The 24,771-nt window shown below is 43.9% G+C and carries 26 protein-coding genes; 5 read left to right on the top strand and 21 right to left on the bottom strand.

The window, feature by feature from the left end:
* Positions 1-15: 15 nt before the first annotated feature.
* Both PATL_RS19835 and PATL_RS19830 read right to left on the bottom strand, forming a co-directional pair.
* Positions 16-519: a methylated-DNA--[protein]-cysteine S-methyltransferase gene (locus PATL_RS19835; protein WP_011576583.1), complete on the bottom strand. Its 504-nt coding sequence runs from the start codon at positions 517-519 to the stop codon at positions 16-18.
* On the bottom strand, positions 519-1,892 hold the full coding sequence (locus tag PATL_RS19830) for a DNA-3-methyladenine glycosylase 2 family protein (RefSeq protein ID WP_011576582.1): 1,374 nt from the start codon (positions 1,890-1,892) through the stop codon (positions 519-521). The genes PATL_RS19835 and PATL_RS19830 overlap by 1 nt, the downstream gene beginning before the upstream one ends.
* Positions 1,893-2,194: 302 nt before the next feature.
* Between PATL_RS19830 and PATL_RS19825 the strand changes: the two genes are divergently transcribed.
* The gene (locus PATL_RS19825) at positions 2,195-3,334 is read left to right on the top strand and encodes a serine hydrolase domain-containing protein (protein ID WP_041714116.1); all 1,140 of its coding nucleotides are present in this window, start codon (positions 2,195-2,197) and stop codon (positions 3,332-3,334) included.
* 74 nt (positions 3,335-3,408) lie between these two features.
* Here the strand turns inward: PATL_RS19825 and speA are convergent, their stop codons facing one another.
* Positions 3,409-5,331, bottom strand: a complete 1,923-nt coding sequence (gene speA, locus PATL_RS19820; RefSeq protein ID WP_041714115.1) for a biosynthetic arginine decarboxylase — start codon at positions 5,329-5,331, stop codon at positions 3,409-3,411.
* A gap of 538 nt (positions 5,332-5,869) precedes the next feature.
* Here speA and PATL_RS19815 point away from each other — a divergent pair.
* The gene (locus PATL_RS19815; protein WP_011576579.1) at positions 5,870-7,432 is read left to right on the top strand and encodes a bifunctional GNAT family N-acetyltransferase/carbon-nitrogen hydrolase family protein; all 1,563 of its coding nucleotides are present in this window, start codon (positions 5,870-5,872) and stop codon (positions 7,430-7,432) included.
* Between the two features lie 151 nt (positions 7,433-7,583).
* Here the strand turns inward: PATL_RS19815 and PATL_RS19810 are convergent, their stop codons facing one another.
* The 3 genes from PATL_RS19810 to PATL_RS19800 form a co-directional block, all read right to left on the bottom strand.
* The gene (locus tag PATL_RS19810) at positions 7,584-7,796 is read right to left on the bottom strand and encodes a helix-turn-helix transcriptional regulator (protein WP_006992993.1); all 213 of its coding nucleotides are present in this window, start codon (positions 7,794-7,796) and stop codon (positions 7,584-7,586) included.
* A gap of 1 nt (position 7,797) precedes the next feature.
* Positions 7,798-8,262, bottom strand: a complete 465-nt coding sequence (locus tag PATL_RS19805) for a hypothetical protein (protein ID WP_011576578.1) — start codon at positions 8,260-8,262, stop codon at positions 7,798-7,800.
* A 113-nt stretch (positions 8,263-8,375) separates the two neighbouring features.
* Entirely contained in the window at positions 8,376-8,813 is a 438-nt protein-coding gene (locus PATL_RS19800) for a nucleoside deaminase (RefSeq protein ID WP_011576577.1), read from the bottom strand.
* Between the two features lie 409 nt (positions 8,814-9,222).
* Here PATL_RS19800 and PATL_RS19795 point away from each other — a divergent pair, with 409 nt between their 5' ends.
* Positions 9,223-9,975 carry a phosphatase gene (locus PATL_RS19795; RefSeq protein WP_011576576.1) on the top strand — a complete coding sequence of 251 codons (753 nt, stop codon included), beginning with the start codon at positions 9,223-9,225 and terminating at the stop codon, positions 9,973-9,975.
* A 50-nt stretch (positions 9,976-10,025) separates the two neighbouring features.
* Here the strand turns inward: PATL_RS19795 and PATL_RS19790 are convergent, their stop codons facing one another.
* The gene (locus tag PATL_RS19790; protein WP_011576575.1) at positions 10,026-10,358 is read right to left on the bottom strand and encodes a PBPRA1643 family SWIM/SEC-C metal-binding motif protein; all 333 of its coding nucleotides are present in this window, start codon (positions 10,356-10,358) and stop codon (positions 10,026-10,028) included.
* A gap of 166 nt (positions 10,359-10,524) precedes the next feature.
* Complete coding sequence (locus PATL_RS19785) at positions 10,525-11,292, bottom strand: BPSS1780 family membrane protein (protein WP_041714114.1); 768 nt, start codon at positions 11,290-11,292, stop codon at positions 10,525-10,527.
* A gap of 507 nt (positions 11,293-11,799) precedes the next feature.
* On the opposite strand from PATL_RS19785, the gene PATL_RS19780 reads away from it, so the two are divergent.
* Positions 11,800-12,210, top strand: a complete 411-nt coding sequence (locus PATL_RS19780; RefSeq protein ID WP_011576573.1) for a late embryogenesis abundant protein — start codon at positions 11,800-11,802, stop codon at positions 12,208-12,210.
* An 88-nt stretch (positions 12,211-12,298) separates the two neighbouring features.
* Here the strand turns inward: PATL_RS19780 and rpoS are convergent, their stop codons facing one another.
* The 13 genes from rpoS to PATL_RS19715 form a co-directional block, all read right to left on the bottom strand.
* On the bottom strand, positions 12,299-13,282 hold the full coding sequence (gene rpoS / locus PATL_RS19775; protein WP_011576572.1) for an RNA polymerase sigma factor RpoS: 984 nt from the start codon (positions 13,280-13,282) through the stop codon (positions 12,299-12,301).
* 65 nt (positions 13,283-13,347) lie between these two features.
* Positions 13,348-14,166, bottom strand: a complete 819-nt coding sequence (locus tag PATL_RS19770; protein WP_011576571.1) for a peptidoglycan DD-metalloendopeptidase family protein — start codon at positions 14,164-14,166, stop codon at positions 13,348-13,350.
* Between the two features lie 40 nt (positions 14,167-14,206).
* Positions 14,207-15,148, bottom strand: a complete 942-nt coding sequence (locus PATL_RS19765) for a DUF368 domain-containing protein (RefSeq protein WP_301547045.1) — start codon at positions 15,146-15,148, stop codon at positions 14,207-14,209.
* A 109-nt stretch (positions 15,149-15,257) separates the two neighbouring features.
* The gene (locus PATL_RS19760; RefSeq protein WP_011576569.1) at positions 15,258-15,896 is read right to left on the bottom strand and encodes a protein-L-isoaspartate(D-aspartate) O-methyltransferase; all 639 of its coding nucleotides are present in this window, start codon (positions 15,894-15,896) and stop codon (positions 15,258-15,260) included.
* Positions 15,897-15,984: 88 nt separating this feature from the next.
* Complete coding sequence (gene surE, locus PATL_RS19755; RefSeq protein ID WP_011576568.1) at positions 15,985-16,731, bottom strand: 5'/3'-nucleotidase SurE; 747 nt, start codon at positions 16,729-16,731, stop codon at positions 15,985-15,987.
* Positions 16,728-17,780, bottom strand: coding sequence for a tRNA pseudouridine(13) synthase TruD (gene truD / locus PATL_RS19750; RefSeq protein ID WP_011576567.1), 1,053 nt, complete (start codon positions 17,778-17,780; stop codon positions 16,728-16,730). The genes surE and truD overlap by 4 nt, the downstream gene beginning before the upstream one ends.
* Positions 17,781-17,784: 4 nt before the next feature.
* Complete coding sequence (gene ispF, locus PATL_RS19745) at positions 17,785-18,273, bottom strand: 2-C-methyl-D-erythritol 2,4-cyclodiphosphate synthase (protein ID WP_011576566.1); 489 nt, start codon at positions 18,271-18,273, stop codon at positions 17,785-17,787.
* Complete coding sequence (ispD, locus tag PATL_RS19740) at positions 18,270-18,965, bottom strand: 2-C-methyl-D-erythritol 4-phosphate cytidylyltransferase (RefSeq protein ID WP_011576565.1); 696 nt, start codon at positions 18,963-18,965, stop codon at positions 18,270-18,272. The genes ispF and ispD overlap by 4 nt, the downstream gene beginning before the upstream one ends.
* Before the next feature lie 6 nt (positions 18,966-18,971).
* Positions 18,972-19,250 carry a cell division protein FtsB gene (gene ftsB, locus PATL_RS19735; RefSeq protein WP_011576564.1) on the bottom strand — a complete coding sequence of 93 codons (279 nt, stop codon included), beginning with the start codon at positions 19,248-19,250 and terminating at the stop codon, positions 18,972-18,974.
* Positions 19,251-19,398: 148 nt separating this feature from the next.
* Positions 19,399-21,162: a TIGR03545 family protein gene (locus PATL_RS19730; protein ID WP_011576563.1), complete on the bottom strand. Its 1,764-nt coding sequence runs from the start codon at positions 21,160-21,162 to the stop codon at positions 19,399-19,401.
* 1 nt (position 21,163) lies between these two features.
* The gene (locus PATL_RS19725; RefSeq protein WP_011576562.1) at positions 21,164-21,667 is read right to left on the bottom strand and encodes a DUF2062 domain-containing protein; all 504 of its coding nucleotides are present in this window, start codon (positions 21,665-21,667) and stop codon (positions 21,164-21,166) included.
* A 40-nt stretch (positions 21,668-21,707) separates the two neighbouring features.
* Entirely contained in the window at positions 21,708-22,349 is a 642-nt protein-coding gene (locus PATL_RS19720; RefSeq protein ID WP_011576561.1) for a LysE family translocator, read from the bottom strand.
* Positions 22,350-22,430: 81 nt separating this feature from the next.
* Positions 22,431-23,030, bottom strand: a complete 600-nt coding sequence (locus PATL_RS19715; protein ID WP_011576560.1) for a TIGR04211 family SH3 domain-containing protein — start codon at positions 23,028-23,030, stop codon at positions 22,431-22,433.
* Between the two features lie 156 nt (positions 23,031-23,186).
* Here PATL_RS19715 and PATL_RS19710 point away from each other — a divergent pair, with 156 nt between their 5' ends.
* Entirely contained in the window at positions 23,187-24,662 is a 1,476-nt protein-coding gene (locus PATL_RS19710) for an inorganic triphosphatase (protein WP_041714113.1), read from the top strand.
* The last annotated feature ends 109 nt before the right edge of the window (positions 24,663-24,771 follow it).

Raw genomic sequence — 24,771 nt, 5'->3', positions numbered from 1 at the left:
ACCTCCCTGTACTATTCAGCTAATTTTTGCTGGTGATGCGTTGAATTGTGGGTTTTCTAGACTCAGTAAAGTGGCTTTGCGTGTTAAGCCGCCGGCGTATCCCGTCAGTGTGCCGTTGGCCCCAATCACTCTATGGCAAGGCACGATAATCGAGATAGGATTCTTGCCATTAGCGCTGCCCACCGCCCGCACGGCGTTAGGGTTGTTTAATTGCTTTGCTATATCGCCATAGCTACATGTAACACCATAAGGTATGGCGCGTAACTGTTGCCAAACATTCTTCTGAAAATTAGTACCTATGGGGGCTAGGGGCAAATCAAACGCTTCACGGTCGCGGTCAAAATATTCTTTCAGTTGCTGTCTCGCTTGCTTCAATAACGCATTGCTGGTGGCAGCTGTATCTGGATGCTCTACAAAGGTAATAGCGATGATAGCGTCATTACTCGCACTTATTTTTAGTAGGCCACATGGCGTGGGTAAATAGGTACACAGCGGGGTAAACGATGTACGGCTTTCCATTACGCGAGACTCCATAAAGTAAATGTTAAATAACTACGCCAAGGGCTGACTTTGTCAGCATCTATGTCATGTAAAAGTAGCTGTTTTTTGATGACTAAATCTGAGTTAAGCCAAATATCCGCTTGGGATAACCCTCGCAAATTAGCATAAGCAACTGTCCATGGACCAATGCCTTTAATTGATAACCAATCATCGGGTGGAGTATCAGGGTGCTGAGCATAAAAAGCAGCAAAACGGCGCAGGGTCTCACGACGACTGTTGGGCATGCCTAAAAAACTGAGGTCACTGTTTGCAACTGCATCAGGCGCCGGAAAATAACGATTAAGTTCAGGCACTGGCGCCTGATCATCAAGAACAGGCTCTCCGATCGTTGCCACGAGCTTAGTGACAAGATTAATAGCCGCGGTCACTGATATTTGCTGACCAAGAATAGCTCTACACCCAGCTTCAAAGGTATTCCATATACCGGGAATGCGGATACCAGGGGTAATGGTTTGTTTGGATAAGCCACTTAATTCGATTCTGTTGTCAATCGTCGCGCTATCCGCATCAACATCCAATATGCGCCGAACGTTACTCAAACAGTGCTTGAGTTGCCGCAAATCATCAATTGCTAAGGTAACGAGAAAGCGGTATTTATCTGGTTGATGCTGGGCCTGAAAATAACCTTTGCTGGTTCCGAAGGTAAAATTACGTGCGTAACTATCTTGGCTCACCCATTCGCTACCTGATATTGCTCGGCGCGCCAGAAAGTCACGCAAGTGGGGCCAGTTGTACGGCGGGCGGTAGGCTAAAGGAATAACGATAGGTTGTATCAGGTTACTGGGTTTTATACGTAATTCCTTTGGAGTACGGTGCATGACGCGTTGCATATTATATTGTAAGCGTCTGGCGTCTTTAAAGCCCGCGGCATCCGCAACATGTTCGATAGGCAATTGGGTGTGCTGCAATAATTGTTTGGCAAACAGAATTTGTTCATAGACTTGATATTGTTTCGGGCTAAGACCAATGTGTTGAATAAAAAGTTGGCGTAAATAGCGGTCGCTTATACCGAGTTTTTCTGCAATTGCGGTCATACTTAGGTGTAGGTTTTCGCCAAGTATCCGTAGCGCTCGATTGACCGTAGTATCAACTCCGTTCCATGCGTGGGAATGCGGCGCACTGTCTGGACGACAGCGTAAACAGGGGCGATATCCCGCAAGCATGGCCTGCTGTGCTAAGGTGTAGTATTCGACGTTTTCTTCATGTGGTAGCTTTGCTGGGCAAATCGGCCGGCAAAAAATCCCTGTCGATTTGACCGCAATAAAAAAACGCCCATCGAAACGAGGATCGCGGGTAAGTCTCGCTTGTTGATAATCTTGTATCGTCAGCATGAGGGAACCGAATGTGTTAAGCCATGGACTAATGGTAATCCGGTGAGTGGCTATTATGCGTCGAAAACGGAACTCAAAGCAAAAATGTTGTTCTTTGATTAGCTCGCAAAAGTTAACCCGGCAAAGTTTTGCGAAAGCAGTATGCAACGCTAGCAGTATTTAGATTCCGCTCTGGCAGTTTCGGCTTTCGTAATTGCTTGTTGAATTTGATAGGGAATAAAGCAGATAATACGCGGCCGTTTTCTGCGCGTAGAAAAGGAATGTAATCTTGATAACCGATATTTTGGAGTGGCTGTTTTCACGTGTTTAAGTCTTTCTTATTGATAAGCCTCGTTTTTTCTAACTTAGTTTGCTCGCAAGCCATGGGTGAGGAATGGCTAGACGACTTTGCTAGTCGAGTGAAAGCTAAAACGGCTAAGCAGCGCGTGCCAGGTTATTTGTTCGCTTTTGTCGAAGAGGGCAAGCCAGCCAAGATGGTGGTGTCGGGCAAAACAGCCAATAACGGTACGGCTATCTCTCCGCAAACGGTTTTTCGCTTAGCGTCAGTGTCGAAAACATTTACCTCTATTTTAATGGCAAAAATGGTCGATGAGGATAAATTAAGTTGGCAAACCCCTGTGAAAAAAATGACCAACGAATACAGTTTTGATAACAGCAAAAACTTACAGCTCAGTCATATTGTTGGTCAATCGAGCGGGTTCTCGCCTAATGCGTATGACAATCTCATTGAAGCAAATTACCCGGTCAAACGAGTACTTAGCATGCTGACCGATTTAAAGCCTTTATGTACGCCGGGTGAATGCTACACCTACCAAAATACCCTGTTTGGGGTTATCGAAGAGTATTTTCAAGAAAATAACACGTCGTACGGACAACAATTAGAAGCTGAAGTATTGCGCCCGTTAAATATGAAAGGTGCCAGTGTAGGGCGTGAAGGCTTACAAGCGTCGAATTCATGGGCCAAACCTCATGTAGCGATCGCGAAAAATAAATGGCGCAGTGTGAAGGTTAACGAAGACTATTATCGCTTTTCACCCGCCGCAGGGGTGAACGCTAGCGGAGCTGATATGGTTAAGTGGGTTGGGGCGCTGCTTGGCGAACAACCTAATGTGATTGGGCCGCAAATTATTGATCAAGTGACACAACCTCGAGTCAAAACCAAACGCGAAATGCACCGCCGCTTATGGCAACGTTACTTGAAAGACGCGCATTATGGTTTAGGTTGGCGTGTATACGACTTTGATGGGCATAAATTGAATTACCACGGTGGCTGGGTCAAAGGTTATCGTGCAGCGGTTGCGTTCGCGCCGGATCAAAAAGTGGGCTATTTCATGCTCATGAATGCAGAATCAAATTTGATTAATGATTTTACGGCTGATTTTTGGGCCAGTTATTTTGAACATTATGATGCCCAGCAAAAACTAATCAGCGCGGCCCCATAATTGGTTTTTAAATGAAATAAAAAAGCCCAGAATTGAAAAACGAGACTGGGCTTTTTTAGTGATTTAGTAAATGCTTAATTGGTTTTTAAATAGGTATAACCTTTTAAGCAATCTTCGTAAAAGTCAGTCCATTTTACCGCTTCGCGGGGCTTCATTGCGCCACTTGAAATATGCTGGTCAATCATACGTTTAACCGATTGGGCCATTGCATCTGGGTTGTACTGCATAATAGATAATACGTCTTGTACAGATGAGCCTTTAACCATTTCTTCAATGTAGAAGTCTTCTGGGTCATCATCATCACCAAAAATATGCACTTCGTTCAACCGGCCGAACAAATTATGCATGTCGCCCATTACATCTTGATATGCGCCGGTGAGGAACAACCCTAAGTAATACTCTTCCCCTTTTTTAAGCGGCGGCATCGGTAGCACGTCTGAGATACCGTGCTCGACCACGAATTGGTCAAGCTTACCGTCACTATCACAGGTGATGTCGACGAGTGAACAATTCACGGTGGGTTTCTCGTTCATGCGAGCAATGGGTACGACCGGTAATACTTGGTCTATCGCCCACGTGTCAGCTGCGGATTGGAAAACAGAGAAATTACACAAGTATTGTGACGACAAGTTGTAGTCAAGTTCTTGTAATTCTTCTGGTACAAACTCAGCATCTTTCAGGCGATGCTGCAATTTGACCATAATCTGCCAATACAAAGTTTCAATTTTGCCTAATTCTTCTAATGAAATAACGCGCAGTTTAAATGCGTTAATTGCGTGCTCTTTCCATTGAGATGCATCATTGAAAATTTCTTGAAGGTTGTCTTGCGAGTCAACACTTTCAGCCAATTCGCGAATGTTATTCAATAAAACGTGATCGTTGGGCAATTTATCTGTGGGAAGCTCGGCGCTATTTGCGCGAATTTCACCAACAACTTGCGCCACAACGCAGCTATGGTGAGCGGTAATAGCACGGCCACTTTCGCTAACAAGCGTAGGGTGAGGAACGCCTTCTAAGTCACACACTTCACGCATACCGTAAACGACATCGGCTACGTATTCTTCCATGGTGTAGTTACGTGATGAGTCATTAGTTGATTTGCTGCCGTCGTAATCGATACCTAAACCGCCGCCCACATCAACGTACTCTAATTTAAAGCCCATGCGGTGTAATTCTGCGTAAATACGACCGCCTTCACTGATGGCCTCTTTGACTGCGCGGATGTCAGTTAATTGGCTACCAATATGGAAATGCAGTAATTTCAAACATTCGCCCATGCCCTCGCTTTCTAGATAGCGAGCGGCGCAAATCATTTCGCTGGTAGTGAGGCCGAATTTAGCACGGTCACCGCCTGAACTTTCCCATTTGCCACGGCCTTTTACAGTCATTTTTGATCGAAGGCCAATGATAGGCATCACATCTAATTGTTTAGCGGCGTTCACAAGCAGGCTTAGCTCTGAGTATTTCTCAATCACCACTATCATCTTGCGGCCAAGTTTGCGACCTAACAAGGCTAAACGCATAAACTCGGCGTCTTTATATCCGTTTAAGATCGTCAACGAGTCGATATTGGTATTGTAAGCCATAACCGTAATAAGCTCGGCTTTAGAGCCTGCTTCTAGGCCATAGTTAAACGGAGCGCCAGCGTCTACTATTTCTTCAACCACTTCGCGCATCTGGTTTACTTTAACCGGATAAACACCCATGTACTTGCCCTGATACTGGGCTTCTTCGATGGTGTTGATGAAGGTTTGATTTAAGCACGCAACCTGAGAGCGTAAAATATCGTGAAAGCGCACAACAACGGGAAATTGAATGCCTTCTTCTTTAATTTCTTCGATGACGGATTGGAAGTCGATACGCATATTTTTATTTGAAAGATCTGGAGTGATCTTAAGATTGCCGTTTGATCCGATTTCGAAGTAACCAGCACCCCAACGTTTAACGCCATATACGCGCTCCGCATCGTCGATTGTCCAATCTGCTTGCTCTGCCATTACCATTAATACCTAGTTGCGGGACTGTAAAGTCGCGCATTATAGTGAACAAATTTCTTCAACGCTATGACACTGAAGACACTTTATTAAAAACTTCAATCGCTCAAGGAATAACCACTTAACTCGTCGCTGACTAAGTAGGTGATAGAAGCATACAAACTACGCTGTGAAGTAGGATAAAACCATTATTTTCTACGCTATCTTCACACGCATGTACACATGACTTTGGCTAAGTTAACGAGCCTATTAGCCAAGCTAATGCAAGTTATTAACCAATAAGTTGAATTAGGTTAGCCAAAAGAGCGTAATGCCGCGCAATGGCTCACTAATTGCTGTCCTCAATATTTGCTTCGTCATGTAATGCAACGTCAGTTTATTCAACTACTCGACCCATTGGGTCAAGAATAGTTGAAGAGTGGGTAAAACAGATGTCTCGAATTGCCGCTAGATGATAAACATTGCTTGACGAAACCTCCATGCTGGTACAGGTTGTATCTCGTGACCAATCCCTATTATAACGGAGCCTCTCGGTACGCTTATGCACGACAATAATTGCTCAACTCCCTCGATGGATGATCCAGAACATATTTTGGAATTGCGCCATTTAACCATAGATGATTATGCCGACGTAAAAGAGCTTATGGACATCGTCTATTCTCAAGTTGGTGGGGCCTGGCCTTTGAAAAATTTTCAATCGCAGTTGAATGTTTTTCCTGAAGGGCAAATCTGTATAGAAGATAAAGGCAAGGTTGTCGCTGCCGCCATTTCAGTGATAATCGATTACGATAAATTTGGTGATAAACATACCTATGAAGACATTACCGGTGACGCATATATGTCTACCCACGATCCAAAGGGTGATGTGCTTTATGGCGTAGACCTTTTTGTGTCTCCTGAGTATCGAGGCTTGCGATTAGGGCGACGCTTGTATGAAGCACGCAAAGAAGTGTGCCGGAATCTAAACTTAAAATCGATTGTGGCTGGTGGGCGGATTCCTAACTACACCAAGTATGCAGCGCAGATGTCACCATATGAATATGTTGAGTTAGTCAAATCAAAAGACATTCACGATCCAATTTTAACCTTCCAATTGTCCAATGGCTTCGAAGTAAAACAATTACTTAAAGCGTATTTCCCTGAGGATAAAGCGTCTCGTGGTTACGCTACGCTGCTTCAATGGCACAATATTTACTATGACCCTGAAGAGCCTGAGTTGTTGGGTAGCCAGCGCAACTCAGCGCGTATCGGATGTATTCAATGGCAAATGCGTTATTTCAATGATGTGCCAGAGTTGCTCCAGCAAGTTGAATATTTCGTGGATGCCTTGTCAGATTACAAATGTGACGTCGCACTTTTTCCTGAATTTTTTAACGCACCATTAATGGGGATTAAGCAGGCTGATACATCTATCGATGCGATTTGGAATTTAGCCACTTACACGGATGAAATCCTCACCGAAATTTCACGTTTAGCTGTCTCGTATAATATAAATGTTATTGCCGGGTCGGTGCCGGTTATCGAAGAAAATGAACTGTATAATGTGAGCTATTTTTGCCACCGAGATGGGCGTGTTGAAAGCCAATATAAATTGCATCCGACACCACATGAGAAAAAAGATTGGATCATGCAAGGGGGGAATCAATTACAAGCATTCGATACTGATTTTGGTAAAGTCGGCATTCTGATTTGTTACGATGTTGAGTTCCCTGAATTGGGCCGTTTATTGGCAGAGCAAGATATTCAAATCTTATTCGTTCCGTTTTGGACTGACACCAAAAATGGCTACCTGCGTGTACGTCGTTGCTCTCAAGCTAGGGCGATAGAAAACGAATGTTACGTAGCAATTGCGGGCAGTGTGGGTAACCTTCCTAAGGTTGATAACGTGGACATTCAATACGGTCAAACCGCTGTGTTTTCCCCATCGGATTTCGCATTTCCCCATGATGCAATAGTGTCAGAAACGACGCCGAATACTGAAATGACGCTGATCGTTGACTTAGATTTTGATAAGTTAAAACAACTTAAAAATGAAGGGTCTGTGAGAAACTACTTAGATCGCCGCCGAGACTTATATGAAGTGAAGTGGAAGGGCCCGAAGTAAGTAAGCATTAACTAACTTTAATTGATTTACTCTCGTTAGTTAAACTGGCAGCACAGAATAAGGTTACCTTCTTGCTGTCAGTTAGATAAAAACAACGCTTAGTTATAAATAGCTTAAGCAAAGATTAGTGCACACTAACCTTTGCTTTTTTTTACCCTTCGTATTGAAAAACTTCTTCTAGCGACTGACCAAATACTTCGGCAATTTTGAAGGCAACCTCTAAAGTTGGTGAATACTTACTTTTTTCTATTGCCATGATCGTTTGGCGGGTCACCCCGACCAATTCTGCCAACTCTTTTTGGGTCATTTCATCAGCAAAAAAACGTAACTCTCGGATCTTATTTTTGATTGGAACATTTGCCACTTTAGGCACCTTTTCTATAGAAAAATACTTGGCTCGAATAGCGTGCCACTTCGGAAATAATAAAACTGAAAAATAAAATATATGCGCTTAAAAGCGGAAAAGTAGCGACTGCATTTTGGCTTTTAAATTCAGGAATAAACGAGCCTAATAATATATGACCTAAGGTCAACATAACACCCAAAATAAGTATGCGATATCCAACGCTGTTCGCTCTCATTTTGTACAATTTATCTCGTTCATCAGCAGGCTGTTGCGCATCGCTTGGGTTACATATCGCAATGACACTATGCAGAATAATTTCTACTACTACTGTGGTGACAACCGCTTGAAATAATAGCTGAACCGCGGCACTGTTTGCCTGCTCTGAGGGCATCGAGCCTAGGCTCAAAACACTGATAAAATAATAACCAAAAATACATACTGTAGATATCAGCGATACCCAAATGCTTTTCTCTGTATATGACATATCCGCTCACCTTGTAACATAGTAGGGGATAGAATATATGTTAAATCAAACTTTGTGTAAAATATTTTTAACTTTAGGTCGTTTTTTTTAAGCTTAATGGGGCTTTCGGAGGCTCATTCGCCGATATCTTCGTTCCACAGTTCGGGCTTATCACGAATGAAATCATTCATCAGGCTGATGCATTCCTGATTATGCAGTACCTGAGTGTTCACCCCGCGAGAGGTCAAAAGAGACTCTTCGCCCATAAACGTTTGATTTTCTCCAATCACTACTTTTGGGATACCGTAAAGTAGAATGGTGCCGCTGCACATGCTGCAAGGTGATAATGTGGTGTAGAGCGTCGATTCTTTATAAACGCGTGCTGGTTGGCGCCCCGCATTTTCAAGCGCATCCATCTCACCGTGCAATATTGGGCTGCCACTTTGCACGCGCTTATTGTGACCTCGTCCGATAATTTTATTATTGTGTACAAGTACTGAACCAATGGGGATCCCGCCTTCTGCTAAGCCCAATTTTGCTTCGTCAATCGCCGCTTGCATAAATTTGTCCATGAGAACCTCTGTGATAATGTGCATAGTGTTAAAAAAATGATTGATTAAATAGCTTAAAAATATTCCGCTGCTCGTTGATATTTCTTCGTTTTATCGCGTGGCTATCGCGTGCGCCAGTAAGCAGGTTACTTCATTAGTCTCAAGCTAGCTCTGTCACAAAGCATAAGCGAGCGGAAATATCTAGACACGCTTCAAACATAAGTAAATCAAGCCGCTATGGTAATATAGTCTGCCAATTGAGGATTATGGTTTCGCCTCAATGTGACTTTCAGATATCACCATTGGGAGATCCAATAGGCATAACCATATTGCCATTTTGAGCTCCAGTGAATAGTGCCATTTTCTTTAGATATTTTAAGAAAAATGTCATTGATAGCCGCTATCATAAATTAAAACTCAGGAGGAAAAAATGACGTTATTGGTTGATACGCACTCGCATACGGTCGCCAGCACACATGCGTATAGCACTGTGCATGAGTACGCTGTGCAGGCCAAACTTAAAGGGATGCAAATGTTCTCACTCACTGAACATGGCCCGTCGATGCCTGACTCTCCTCATCCGTGGCATTTCGGTAACCGCCATGTTCTGCCGCGTTTTGTCGATGGCGTTGCGATATTACGCGCAATCGAAGCGAATATTATGCCGGTCAATGGTGGCCATGATATTCCAAACGGTCTTCATCCCTTTCTCGATTTTGCCATCGCGAGTTTCCATGAGCCCGTTTTTACGCCAGCAGGGAAAGCGCAAAATACGCAAGCCATGATAACCACTATAGAAACGGGTGACATACAGATTATTGGCCATCCTGGGAACCCTAATTTTCCCATTGATATAGGTGAAGTGATCCGAGCCGCAAAAGATAACAATGTGGTTTTAGAAGTGAATAACAGCTCATTTAAAGGCTCGCGTTCTGGCAGCGGCCCTATTTGCAAACAGGTACTTGAGATGACAGACCAGCTCGATTGGAAGGTGGTGTTTTCAAGTGATGCTCATGTGGCATACGATATTGGGAATGATGCTTCAAGTCGCGCGTGTGCTGAGGAAGTTGGTTTTCCCCTAGAGCGAATTGTGAATCGCGACGCACATCATTTTGTGGCGTTTTTGGCCCAGCATAATAAGTCTGTCGCCACCGAGTTGCAGGATTGGTTAGGCGCACTGTGATACGCTGACCGTTGCCTGTGATCAGCTAAATGATGACATAGCGGCTTCGCTTAGCCACAACATTTTTTATATTTTTTACCGCTTCCGCAGGTGCAGGGGTCGTTTCGATTTGGGGTTTTAACGAACGTCTGTGTACCTGGCACTTTGAGTAAGGTATCGAGTTGAATCGTATTTTCAGGCTTATCAGCATCTACGGTGATTTCAGCATGCAGATTATGTTCAGCTAGAACAGATTTTAGCTCGACTTCCCTTTCGTGGTTCTGCACCGAGATGTGTAGCGGTGCATTTTCACTGCCCACCTTGGTTTTTCGCTGAGTGTTGTAGCCAAATCTCTGGTATTTTTCCCGGGGATCTATTCGGCCTTTGAAGAAAAACTTAGACATGTTTGTTCCTTGACGCGTTAAAAAAAGGGCGCAGATACTAGCAGGCTTTCCCGCAAGTCCCTATTAATTATTTTACTGGGACGGGTATGACGGTACAAAAGGTTTCAAAAGTAAAAACGGCTCTTTTCTGAGCCGTCTGATAATTCAAAAATACTATTCAATATTTTTATTCGTCGTCTAATGAAGCACCACCGATAGGCTCTAGGAAGATTTGGACATAAGACGCGTACATACTCACTAAAATTACCGGTAGGACAATAAGTAAACCTAAACCAAGGGTAAACATACCAAAGAGAAACATCGGAATTAAAATTAGCCCGTACCAGAAAAAGGGTAGGGTGTTTAAGAAGCAGGCGACGAAGCTGAGTCTTAGTGCTGCAAACACAGATAAATCATGACGAATAATCAGTACCGGAGCAAACCACAGACCCATCATCAATGGAATGAGCAGTAAGGTCGCGATTAAAACAGAGATAGCCAAACTATTAACGTCAAAATCAGCAGGTAGCGTATCTACGTCCCCACTGAGCATGGCAAGATACATGTCTCCTAACGTTATCCACATAATAAGGCCTGAAAGCACCATGCTCACAAAACCTAACCCAACTAATTTAGAGAGATTGTGTTTAAAGCCCGCAAACATATATTGACTCGTAAATTCTTTGCCTTGACTGGCTTCATAACAACCAAGCATGAGCCCCGCAATGAACACGTAATTTAATAACCCGCCCGCTATTTGCCCTACAATAGGGATGACCGACATTACCAAGGAAAAAACAAACCAAATCAAAATACAGGTAACCCAAGCGCCGGGGTTTCGCTTGAATTGATGTTTTCCTTCGCGTAACCATGAAATAACATCCTTAGCTTTACATACTTTGGGGAAAACTAAGCGGTACGTTGAGCCATCGTGTGATGAAGGAGAGGTTTGCATAGAAAAAATTCTCTTAGTTGAGTAAGGCGTTTAAACATGGGTTATATATCCTGTCAAAGTGACTTCATAAGAACAAGACGTAATGTAGCTGTATGTGTAACTCTGTGTTGCCAATATCCCACATTTACACATCATTAGCATCATATAACGCTTAATACCTTCTACTTTTCAATATCTTATGTTCTGGCATGAAACTAGCATTGAAGTGTTTACAGATAAACTAAGTAGCGATGAGGTAACAGGAAAAGCGGCTTGCAGTTTTCACTTTTCAGTTAATAAATTGTTTGCTAAAAATTACAGGAGACAACCATGTATTTCTTCGTCATCATAGTATGTGCTTTGACCGCACTAGTAACATTGCGAAATGTAGCTATGTTAGAAGGAGTCGTGCACGGTCTTGTAAAAGTAGTTTGTTACTTAGGGTTAATCACGTTTATCGTGAGCACCCTAGTAAGAGTCATACTAAATCGCTTGAATTTTCGAGCAGCGTAAATATAAGGAACTAGAATGAAAAATACATTTACCAAAACAGCTATGGTGATCTTTGTTGCGTCATTATCTCTTGCAGCTTGTAGCGAGAAGAAGGAAGCGACAACAGGTGATAAAATAGACTCAGCTGTACAAACCAGCAAAGAGAAAATGGAAGCCGCTGGCGAGAAATCTAAAGACGCTTACGAAGAAGCTAAAGATAAAGCATCTGATGCTTATGAAGATGCTAAGGAAGAGGCTTCTGACGCTTACGAAGACGCGAAAGACGCCTCTTCTGAAGCCTACGAAGATAGCAAGGAAAAAGCGTCTGAGTGGATGGAAAAAGGCAAAGACAAAGCAAGTGAGATGAAAACTGATGCAGCTAATGCAATGGAAGACACTTGCGAAGATGCTAAATCTAAAATGAATGCAGACGACACCGACTGCTAATTCCGCGCCTCCCGTTTAACTCGGGCATATCGCGTAAAAAATGCCGCTTCTTAATAGAGCGGCATTTTTTGTTTAGGAGCATATTTTTTTAAGCTAATTGATTAAACAATGATTCCAAGTTTAATCCCTTGTGACCAAGCATATCCTTGAGTCTTCGCAGAGCTTCTACCTGAATTTGGCGAACCCGCTCACGTGTTAACCCTATTTCTACGCCAACATCCTCTAGTGTTGAAGGTTCGTACCCTAACAGCCCAAATCGTCTGGCTAATACTTCTCTTTGTTTAGGATTTAAATCTTCTAACCAGCCAACGATACTTAATTTGACGTTTTTGTCTTGCAAATCTTCTTCAGGATCGTGACCGTTATCGTCAGCAATGATATCCAGTAAAACGTTGTCGTTCTCACTGCCGATGGGTGTATCGACCGAGGTAATACGCTCATTTAAACGCAGCATCTTAGTGACATCTGCAACGGGTTTTTGAACCGCCTCAGCTATTTCCTCTGCGGTGGGTTCATGATCTAACTTCTGCGCCAATTCGCGTGAGGTACGAAGGTATACGTTAAGTTCTTTTACGACATGTATAGGTAAGCGAATTGTGCGGGTTTGATTCATAATAGCCCGTTCAATCGTCTGGCGTATCCACCACGTCGCATAGGTAGAAAAACGAAATCCTCGTTCAGGATCAAACTTTTCAACTGCGCGGATAAGGCCGAGATTACCTTCTTCGACTAAGTCAAGTAAGGCCAAACCTCTGTTGTTATAACGTCGCGCGATCTTTACCACTAATCGTAAGTTACTGACGATCATGCGTTGTCGTGAGGCTTCATCGCCTTTTAGGGCTCGGCGCGAAAAATACACTTCTTCTTCTGCAGACAGCAGGGGGGAAAAGCCTATTTCGCCTAAATATAATTGGGTGGCATCGAGATTTTTACTAGGGGCTTCTTTGCTAGAGACGATATCTTTGAATTTATCTTCAGAATCTTTCTCTGCCTTTACTAATTCTTTTTCTACGGCTTCTTCAATGTCGTCGACTAAATCTAACTCTATGGTAGCGCTATTTTGATGACTCATGGTGACTCCTTAGCTAATACTAATTCCTAAACATCTCCTGATAGTTTTATAATTATTTATTGTTATTATCGTTTAGGCAGATAGCGTAGCGGGTCTATAGACTGGCCCTTGTAGCGCACTTCAAAATGAAGTTTAACTGTGTCGGAACCACTTTTTCCCATAGTCGCAATTTTTTGACCTGCTCTAACCCACTGTTGCTCTTTCACTAGAATACTATCGTTATGGGCATAAGCGCTCAAAAATGAATCTGAGTGTTTCACTATAACGAGCTTTCCATATCCACGCAGGGCATCCCCTGTGTAAACAACTTTGCCAGCAGCGGTCGCCAAAATAGGTGAACCTAAGTTTCCGTTAAAATCTAAGCCTTTATTGCCGTGTTCTGTGTTAGAAAAACCACGTGTAACGGTGTTTTTAGTTGGCCATAGCCATGCTGCGATTTTACTTGGAAACTCACTGCCGGAAGAGGTAGTTACCTCTTTTGTAACAGTGGCGTTAGATTTACCATACGCCTGCTTTTTTGGGGGGTCAACTACTTGATTTGATTTTGAATTTGAACTCAGACCAGTGCCATTGTTAGACCTTTTAACTATTGACCCTGATGATTTTTTGAGCGTTAAACGTTGGCCTGGGAAGATATTATACGGAGGTCGAATACCGTTTAATTTTGCAATATCTCGATAATCTTGTCCACTTTTCCAGGAAATGGTGTAGAGCGTATCGCCCTTTTCCACTGTGTAAGAATGAGCATTATAGGACGACTTTTTAACATCCCGAAAGGTTTTGCCTTGATAAATCTCAACAATAGGCGCAGGCGCTTTGCGACTTGAACAAGCCGCAAGACAAATGCAAAAAGAAAAAATAAGCAAACCAGACGATTTTTTCATCTGTTGATACAGCCAACGTGGATAAGTAAGGTTAACAAGCTTATTCCCGAGGGGCAGAGCCTACTTTTTCTAAAAGTAATACTGCGCCAGCACCGAATAGACTCAATGCGATGGCATACCATAGATAAGAAGGCTGACTTGTTAATACCTCGAATGTGCCGGGTAATATATTTTCTTGCACTAGGGGGATCGTTTTACCGTGACTGTTTACTGTTGATTCTATAGTCAGCTTCCAGGGCCATACTTTGTTCAGCGAACCCAACATAAAACCGCCCAGTAGCGCTAACGTGAGTGTTTTATGGGAATTAAACATCCAGTTCAATACGCGAGAAAAGCTTAATAACCCAAATACGCAACCGATGGCAAACAGAGCCAATGTCACTATATCGAGATCTTTCACCGCAGTTAGAATATGCGTATACATACCCAGTAAAAGCAAAATAAAGCTGCCTGAAATACCGGGTAAAATCATGGCGCAAATGGCAAGCATTCCGGATAAAAAGATAAATAACTTAGTCGGTTCAATCGCGCTAGGGGGGATCATTGTAATCAGATACGCGGCAAGCGTGCCCACGGCAAAGAAAGCGATAGTTTTTACATCCCAAGATTCAATATGCCGTATTAGGGACCAAATTGCTGCCAATATTAAGCCAAAGAAGAAAGACCACAACATCACTGGGTAGGCATCAAGCCAGTATAAGACCAACCGTGATATGGTGAAGATGCTTAGCATAATGCCCATGAGTAACGTCAGTAAAAAAGCGCCATTAATATGCTTCCACATCGCAGCAAAGCCTTGACGAAAAAGAACGTTTAACGCCTCTGGCCCGCATTGCTTTAACGAGTAAATGAGCTCTTCGTAAATACCCGTGATAAATGCAATTGTGCCACCAGATACGCCAGGTACTGCATCTGCTGCACCCATTACCATTCCTTTTGCGGCTAAGGCCAGATGGTCTCGCCATGATCGTTTATTTTGCATTATTTTTTGTCTATCCCTGAGGTTGCTCAGTCATTAATTCAGTTTTTAGGCAGCGAGTTATTCTTTACATAACGCTACGAGTTAAGCCACTTGCTAAATACGAAGGCAATCAAATAATGTCACCCGCTACAAGAGGCACAAAGCGTACCGCTTCAATTATCTGTTCGTTGAACCCTTCACCCACGCGAGTAATGCAATGTAGTTGCTGGCTTTGTTCCCCTACAGGGATAATAAGCCGACCACCATCATTCAGTTGTTCAACCAATTTAGCAGGTACTTGGCTTGCCGCTGCGGTCACGATAATGGCATCAAACGGCCCTTTACTAGACCAACCTTGCCAACCGTCACCGTGTTTCATAGAGACATTATGTAAATCCAATTGGTTCATTCTGCGTTTAGCTTGAAATTGCAAACTTTTGATGCGCTCAACACTGAACACTTTATCAAACAGCTGAGCCAAAATAGCGGTTTGATAACCTGAGCCAGTGCCAATTTCCAGTACCGCCTTTGGTGCATTGCTTGAGGCCAACAATAACTCTGTCATTTTCGCTACAATATAAGGCTGAGAAATGGTTTGACCTTGACCAATCGGTAAAGCGGTATTTTGATATGCTTTATGGCGTAACGCGTCAGGCAAAAATAATTCTCTGGGCGTACAAGCCACCGCATTTAGGACTGAAGCATTGACTATGCCTTCTTGTTTTAACAGATGGGCTAGGCTTTCCCCTTTGCGTGAAGAAACTCTCATGTAACTGTCTATCCAATGTGTGTGTGATTAATACCAAATGCTGAACAGCGATAATGACGATAAACCCTCATCATGCTGTTTCTAATCATTATATTTTTGTAATCCATTGTCGCACATCTTCAAGAGATTGATGAGCGGTCATATCTACTGATAAGGGAGTGACAGAGCAAAAGCCTTCACTTATGGCGTGAAAGTCAGTCCCTGGCCCTGCATCTTGTTCTTCGCCCACAGGGCCATACCAAAAGATGGTTTTCCCTCTTGGGTCGGTGTCCTTTATCATCGTCTTTGCTCTGTGGCGTCTTCCTTGGCGGGTTACTTTTATGCCTTTTATCTCGCCATAGGGTAAATCAGGAATATTAACGTTTAAAATTTGGTCCGCTGGCAAGGGATGTGCCTGCAAGTGGGTAACTATACGGCGCACAAATTTCGCTGCGCTAACAAAGTTATCACTGGTGTGGGCACATAGCGATACCGCAATGGCGGGCAACCCCATGTACCTTCCTTCAGTGGCGGCGGCTACCGTACCAGAATAAATAACGTCGTCACCCAAATTAGCACCATGATTAATACCAGAGATAACTAACTCCGGGTCCTGCTGTAAAAAGCTATTCACACCAACATGCACGCAATCTGAGGGAGTACCATTGACCGCATAAAAACCACTTTGCATTTGTTCCATACGCAAAGGTTGTTGAAGCGATAATGCATTGCTTGCGCCGCTGCAGTTACGATCAGGGGCAATGACCGTAATTTCATGGTCTTCTTTTAGCTCCTTATATAACTCAGCTAAGCCTTGAGCAAAAACGCCATCATCGTTACTGAGTAAAATTCTCATTCGCTGGGCCCCGTATCGACAGATTCGACATTTAAAATTTCTCGCAAAACTGACGTGGCAAATGTGCCGGCGGGTAATTCAAACGCAATGCGCAGATTATTTTGCTCCCACGCCCATGTCAGGTTGCTTGGGTATAAAACAATAGGACGTCTTTCTTGCTCCAAGCCTAGACTGGCTAACGTTTTCGTTATCTTGGGGTGGTTCATGACAACGCTTTTTTCAAATGCTAATGCTGAGCCGGTGGACGCAAGCTCGCCTTTACCCCACAAAGGTGCAGATATGGTTATGTCTCGTGTGGCTAAGCGTTGCTTGATGGTATCGTCGATATCATCGCTAACAAAATAGCTTGCGTTGCCCGCTAAAGACATTACATCGCCTTCTAAGGGCTGGGCAAAATCCCCTGCATTGATACGTTCGCTCAGTACCTCGTTAAATAACCAAGAACGTAATGCCGAGATAGCCATTGAGCGCTTATTACGGTTGCGAATAACTTCACCGTTAATCATTTTTTCAGCAAGCATCAAATTACTGCCCTTGGGATCATAGCGGCTATCACCAAATCTTTGGGGGCCATAGTAATTAGGGGCACCTGACAGGCTCACTTGCGCAATGCGTTGTGCTAAGTCGTCGCTGGGGGTAACGTCGCGCATCAAAATAGTAAACTTATTACCTTTTAATACACCAGTTCGTAGCTTTTTATTGTGACGAATAGCTTTGAGTACGGTGGCACCCGGTACATTAAGCGCCGACCAATCATATTCTGCTTTACCGGGTTTGTGCACACCAAACCATTGCTCGCTAACTGAGTGTTTGTCTTTGCGCCCAGCGTAGGTAACCGCGCGCAATGGTAGCTGCGCAAACTTAGCGATCTGCTCCGCCAAATAAGCGGTATTTAAGCCTTCTTTTCGTACCCACAGATAAATATGTTCGCCTTCCCCGACAGGCTCATAACCGAGAATTTCTTGCACCACAAAATCATCAGGTTGCTGTTTGAATATGCCAGTTGATTCGGGCTTGCTACTTAGGTACTGCCAATGGTTAATTTGCATTCAATTATGCCGCTATGCTTTTGTTCAATAGCACCACCGCATAGCACGCGATCCCTTCTTTTCGCCCGGCAAAGCCAAGCTTTTCAGTGGTAGTGGCTTTTACATTCACTTGGTTTAATTGCGCGTTTACGTCTTGGCGGATGTTTTCACGCATGGCTTGAATATGCGGCGCCATTTTGGGCGCTTGAGCGACTATGGTTAAATCAAGGTTGCCTATCTCGTAACCATGCTCATTAACGAGCGTCATTACGTGGCGTAATAATGCACGGCTATCTGCACCTTTAAACTGTGCATCAGTATCGGGGAAGTGACCACCAATATCGCCTAAGGCTAACGCGCCCAACAGTGCATCACATAGCGCGTGTAGGGCGACGTCTCCGTCAGAGTGAGCCAGTAAGCCTTGCTCGTAATCAATCTTCACACCGCAAATCGTGATGGGGCCGCTATCACCAAATTTATGCACGTCGTAACCGTGACCTATACGTAAATTCATAAAGTTGCCTTGTGTTGTAGATAAAATTCGGCCAAATGTAAGTCCTCTGGTTGGGTAACTTTAATGTTACTGCTTCGCCCTTCAACTAAATGTACCTTACCTTGCACCCATTCTATGGCAGAGGCTTCATCGGTAATTTCTATGCCTTGAGCCATTGCTTGACCCAAAGCGCTACGCAGCGCATCTAAAGGAAAAAACTGCGGTGTTAAAGCGTGCCATAGATTGTCACGGCTCTCAGTGTGCAATATATCGTGCGACGAATTTCCGCGTTTCATCGTGTCTCGCACTCGGCAGGCGAGGATCGCGCCATGCTCTGAATGCTCGGCTGTGGCCAAAAGTTTGCTTAAGTCGTCTTGGGCGAGGCAAGGGCGCGCGGCATCATGCACGAGTACCCAATCAGCGTTTTGAAGGCTGTTTAGGCCTGCTAAAACTGAGTCTGCGCGTTCACCGCCACCATCAACCCGCTTTACCCAGGTTTTGCTAGCAATGGGCAAGCTGTCAAAGTATTGATCTAATGGGTTTATCGCGACAATGATTTGTTCAATTTGAGGGTGAGCGTACAGGTTCTCTAGGGTGTGCTCCAAAATGGTCTTACCGGCTATGGTCAAATATTGTTTGGGCCTGTCGGCTTGCATACGTTGACCTATTCCTGCAGCGGGCACAACAACGGTGTACAGGGGAGCAGTTGACATAGTTTTCTATTCTTCGCTTGGGAGTATTCGATAGAAGGTTTCGCCTTGCTTAATGAGGCCAAGTTCGTTTCTTGCTCGCTCTTCAACCGCTTCCAGGCCTACTTTTAGGTCTTGAATGTCAGCTTTGAGCAAATTATTACGCTGCAATAGCTCAGTGTTTTGCTCGGCTTGCTCTGCCACCGATTTTTCCATGGCGACGTACTCTGGAATACTGTTTTTACCAAACCATAAGCGATATTGCAGCGCAGCCAACAGAACGAAAAGGAGTATGGGGACTACTTTCATTATGCTTAGCTCCTTCTATGGTTTAGTTGTTAGGGTATAACGGTTCAGCGCGTATTATGCCGAGGTTTTTTCATCGCGGCTAGTATAAGCCCCTAAGGTTAGCCGCTCAGCTAAGCCTTAAGGGATTTTATTCAACTAATTCATCAGCTTAATTAAACAGCTTTCCTTTTAACTTATCTTTTAGCTTGTCGGTTAGCTCTTCTTTTTTCTTATCAACCACGCTGTTCAACTTACTATCAAGCATGCTTTGCATACTGCTTAAGTCACCATCTGCGAGTTTTTCCCAATCCAGCCACTGGCTCATTTCTGAATCGGTTGCGCCTAAGGGGCCTTCAATTTTGGCGTTGAGTTTCTGTTTAAGCTCACCCAGTTTACTGCTTTGGTCGCCCGTTAAGTTATTGAGCATGACCTTGGCCAATTGTTTGTCTAAATCAGAACTAAAGCTGAGATCCATATCGCCAAGAATACCGCCGATATCAGCGTTAATTGTTAAATTGCTTAAGCCTGACAAGGTTTCAGCGATAACGTTTGTTAGGTTGTTACTGCCAGTGGCAGATAAATCCAACTGACTTAATGCCGCATTGCCAGTACCTGAAATAACGTTTTTATCAATGCTGGCTTTACCTGAGCTAGATAGCAAACCTTCAAGCAAGGTGGAAGAAAGCTTTTCTTGGTTTAACAGTGAAACATCTGATAACGCTAAGCCACGCAAATTCCAATCTTGATTGGCCTTTACTCCAGCATCATTAAGCCAGAAATCACCATTTAACTTCAGTGATTGCCATAATGAACTTGCGCTTGAGTCCACTTTGAAGGTAGTAGGGCGACCAATTTTATCATGCTCATTGGTGATATCGTGCCACACGCTGAGTACACTTTCATTGCGCCAAGTAACAGATACATCCGCATTTCGGACTAAAAAATCAGGTAATGCAGCGGTATCATCGAATGCCACCCAGCGACCATTGTAGGCTTCTTCTTCGGCTTGTTCTTCTTTGCTTTTTGCTAACATTGGAGCCGCTAAATCATAGGCGCTCAATACATATTGACTGAATTCACCAGCCTTTTCGCCAAACACCATAGTGGTAACGTCTTTAATTGCGCCCTCATCGCCGGCAATTAACCCTTGCAACTGAGCGTAATCGTCACCTGGGGCTGCCTTGAGTTCAGCAAGGCGTGGAGCCATATCGTTTTTTGCATCACTTACAGCATCTTTAAACTCGGTGATCTTAGCTTTGTCCGCTTTAATCTCTGCTCGCAAAGCATCAAACTCTTCTTTGGCTTTCGCTAATTCAAGGGGGTTTTTATAGTCCGTATCGGTAATGGCTTCAACGCGCTTTTTGTAGTTTTCTAACGCGTCTTTGCTTGGAAGTTGTGCATACTTTTGTTTCAATATTTCGCTATGCTTTTTATAAGCGGCTTGAGTTTCTTCCACTGCTTTCGTGGTTTTCAAAGGCGACTTGGCCAGTATTTCATCGACACTGGGTAAATTTTTAGGATCGAATGCTTCTTGTAACTCTTCCTTAATCGCCGCCTTGGCGGTGCGATACACGGCCCCTTCTGAGTCCCTAGGTTGAGCAAACTGCACCCCACTGACCGTTAAATCATCGATGATAACCTTGCGCAGAAGTAGAGGTGCTAGCTCGATTTGTGCGGTGATTTCATCTGCCTGGACTTGATTCTGGGTAGGCGTAGCCGGATCCGTTAATTGAACCCCCGTGAGGCTCACGCCAAATGGTGAGAAGGTATGACTCACTTGAGCTATATTAACTTCCGCCCCGGTGGTTGATTCCAAGCTCTTGATGGCTGCAAGTTTTATCCACAAATCGAGGAATACGATGAGAATGGCAGCAAAAAGGCCGGTGACAACAAAAAAAGCGATAAGCCCAGGCCAACGAATAAGTTTCTGCATGTTATTCTCCTAGCGTCTGATAAATTTGGTATATACGACTGCTTTTGAGGAACTGCACCAGTTTTAGTTTGTTCACCCATTGCATAAAACGCACGCGATATTGCACGACTAACATCTTACTGATAACCAAAATGAACGGCGCTAAAATTAGACTGAACAATAAGCTTCCCAAGGTAAGTGTGTGGTAAAACTGGGTAAGTTGACCAAATGTGGAGTTATATAAGCTGGTCCACATAGAGGTTAAATTAGCTGAGGTCAGTAGGGATTCGCCGATACTTGCCATCATAGGGTTAAGCATTAATGTAAGCCCGGAAAACAGCGCATAAGCGAGTAAGAAAGTACTAAGGTTAACTCTTAGAAAAAGTACAATGAATAAAATAATGATGCTGTGTAGGCCTAAGAATGGAGTGAGCCCCATTATCATCCCTAACATGACGCCAAAAGCCAACTGCCAAGGACTATCGTCCGAGTTTAGGGCTTTCAGTAATTTTGCTAAAAGTTGCATTAGTAAGTCCTTATATTAAAAATTCAGTGTAGTCATGAAGTTAGTCCCGTATTAGTAGTTCATCTATCGCAATATAACTTCCTAACGATAAAAGGAGCCCACCACTAAGCCGGTTCTGCCATACCTCGAATGCGGGATGCTGGTTAAGCCACGAACCCAATTTGCCAGCTAGCATTGCCACGCAAATGTCACACATAAAAGCGATAAGTGCGTACATGCCACCTAATATGGCAAACTGCAAAATGACTGAGCCAGCATCGTGTTGAATAAATTGTGGTAAAAACGCGATGAAAAATAATGCGGTTTTAGGATTAGTCAATTCGACGATGATGCTTTGCATAAAAATGCGTGGAATAGTCATGATGGTTACTCTAGGTTTGCTTTCATCACTGTGCTTAGTGCTGAACAAATAAACCCACCCTAGGTAAAGCAAGTAGGCAGCTCCAGCTAGTTTCAATAGCATAAATGCCAGAGGAAAATAGATAAAGATTGCCGCTAGGCCAAAAGCCGTTGCTAACACATACACCAGCGAGCCAACCGCCATTCCGCCTGCAGCCGCGATACCCGCAACATGCCCTTGGCTAATGCTGCGCGCCATTATGTACAAATTAGACGGCCCAGGAGAAAGGCTGAGTAACAATGCAGCAAGGGCAAAAGAGAGCAATATGTCCGCGGAGGGCATGACGAATTCCTTAAGTGGGTACTCTATTCGGTATAACGCAAAAAAGCCGCCCATTGGCGGCTTCCATTAGCTGATTATAAACTACATCCAAGTATCACTTTTGCGTCGTTTCTTGGGCAAATAAGCGACTATAACCCCTAGAATTAAGCTGATAAGCGCCACGATACCGCCACGGGTAAACCACTGCATTTTTTCAGTTTGGTCGGCCGCATCCAATTTCTGACTAAAATCAGCGTTTTGCTGTTCCAAGGTTTTAAGTTGTTTCGTCAGTCTGTCATTTTGCGACTGCAACTCAGAAAATTGCTGTCGTAAACTGTCGTTCTCATCTTGTTGAGCGTTATTGCTCTGTGTGGCATCGGCAAGTTGTTGCTGCAAGCCAGGGACGAGTTCACGCAAACTTTTTTGAGGACTAACAAATTCACCGTCGACCCAACCTGTCCGGTCTTTATCATCGACGATCTCTACATAATTACTGTCACTGTCTGTTTGTAACACTGTGACTTCAGAGCCCGCCACAACTGAGCCTAGAATACGGTAGTTTCTACCTGGGCCTGAATGTAAAAAAGTGAATAAATCGTCTGAAATATACTGGGTTTCGCCCTGAGATTGTTGAGCACTTGCCTGTATGGAAGGCAACAAAAATAAGGCGCAGGTAACACTGAACAAAAATCGCTTTAGCATAATAAATATATAGTCTCTGAATGTCTGGCTCGATCTTATGGCCTAGCTATAGGAAAGGCAATAGGTGAACCTGATTAGTCTTATACCTCCCGTTCACCGTTGTACTGCATAAAAGGGAAAGGTAAGGTACTTTTTTAAAATTAAATGACAGTCACTATGGACCTAGAAATTGAATTAAAGTTGCTTGCAACACCAAGCGCACAGCAAGATATTTTATCTTGGTTGACGCAAAGCCAACTAAATTACACGGTTTTAGCTCAGAAGCAACTGCGTAATGACTACTTCGAAACCCCGCAGCGCACTTTGCGCAAGCATGATGTCGGTCTTCGGATTCGGGGGCATAACGGCGAGTATGAGCAAACGGTGAAAACCAAAGGGCGTGTTATCGCGGGTATGCATCAACGCCCTGAATATAATGTCTCGCTGCCCAGTCCTGTTCTGCAATTAGCCTTGTTTGATGAGGATATATGGCCACAATCTATTGATCTGAGAGTCTTGGAAGATGACCTTTACTTGATGTTCTCAACGGATTTTATGCGCCACACGTATCTCATTACGCTTGGTAGCGGCACACAAGTGGAATTAGTGTTTGACCAAGGAGCTATTTCAGCGAATGGCAGGACTGTCGATATCTGTGAAATCGAGCTCGAGCTTAAACAAGGCGAACCCAGTGAGCTTTTTGAACTGGCCCAGCAGCTTGTTGATATAACCCCCTTACGTGTAGGCCTGCACTCTAAAGCGGCTAGAGGCTATCGCCTAGCAGACAACCTTGCAGAGCCAACTTATACGCCAGCGCCTTATTTTAGTGTTTCATTAGAATGCTCCCCCATCCAACATGGGGTATCAATGCTTGAGCAAGCACTTGAGGTATGGCAGCAAGGAGAAGCTGCGTTTTATCAAAGCCAACGCGTGAATGATTGGCGTAACATGCGCGCAGGAATCATTCTAGTGCAGGAGATTTTAGCTATATACCAGCACGCGTTTGAGTCACAGGCGATAATTGCTGACAGTGGCTCTGCTGGCTTATTGGCATCATCAGTCGTTCAAACATTGCAGGTCAAGCTTGATACTTTATCTGTGCAATACCAAGAAGCAGATTTGATGCTTGATGCTATGCATTTGCACACCAGCGATTTTCTGACTCAGCATAAGGCCCCTTATCACGGACAGGTTAATTGTAAACTGGCCGAATTCAATAAAACTGCTAACGTGCTAACTAGATTACGTTCTGTGTTAGCTAAACCACATAGTATGCACGTGCAATTGTCGCTAGGAGCGCTGTGTTTGACTGCAACGAGTGAGAATGCAATACGAAAAGACTCACCTGCACGTCAGGATGATGCAGCCAAAAAAGTGACAATGCCGCAACTTATTCACGACACAATGAGCGCGAAGGACATAGGATTACCATCCAAGCGCAATAAACTTGCAGCATGCAAGGTCATATGGGGTGCCTTAGATGCAATAAATGCGTATGACGCACACCAGGGGAGCAGCAATCCTTGGGGCGTGCTACGCGGTGAAGACGATAAAAGCATGCGCGATGCGCTGAATATTTTACTCGAGCGTCACCTGTTATCAGTTGAGCCTAATGTGAAAGCAGAATTAACGGCATGGTGCGCTAATAATTAATCGATTTAAGTAATCGGTTTTTAGAACTTTAATCTTTTTTGAACACTGTCATGCTAGGTGTTTTAAAGGCGTTCGTGTGTGTCACGTGCACTAGCAAGATGTGATTGAT

Source organism: Paraglaciecola sp. T6c (genome assembly GCF_000014225.1).
Classification (GTDB): domain Bacteria; phylum Pseudomonadota; class Gammaproteobacteria; order Enterobacterales; family Alteromonadaceae; genus Paraglaciecola; species Paraglaciecola atlantica_A.
The sequence above is the reverse complement of the archived record's forward strand: the minus strand, read 5'-3'. Positions and strand labels throughout refer to the sequence as shown.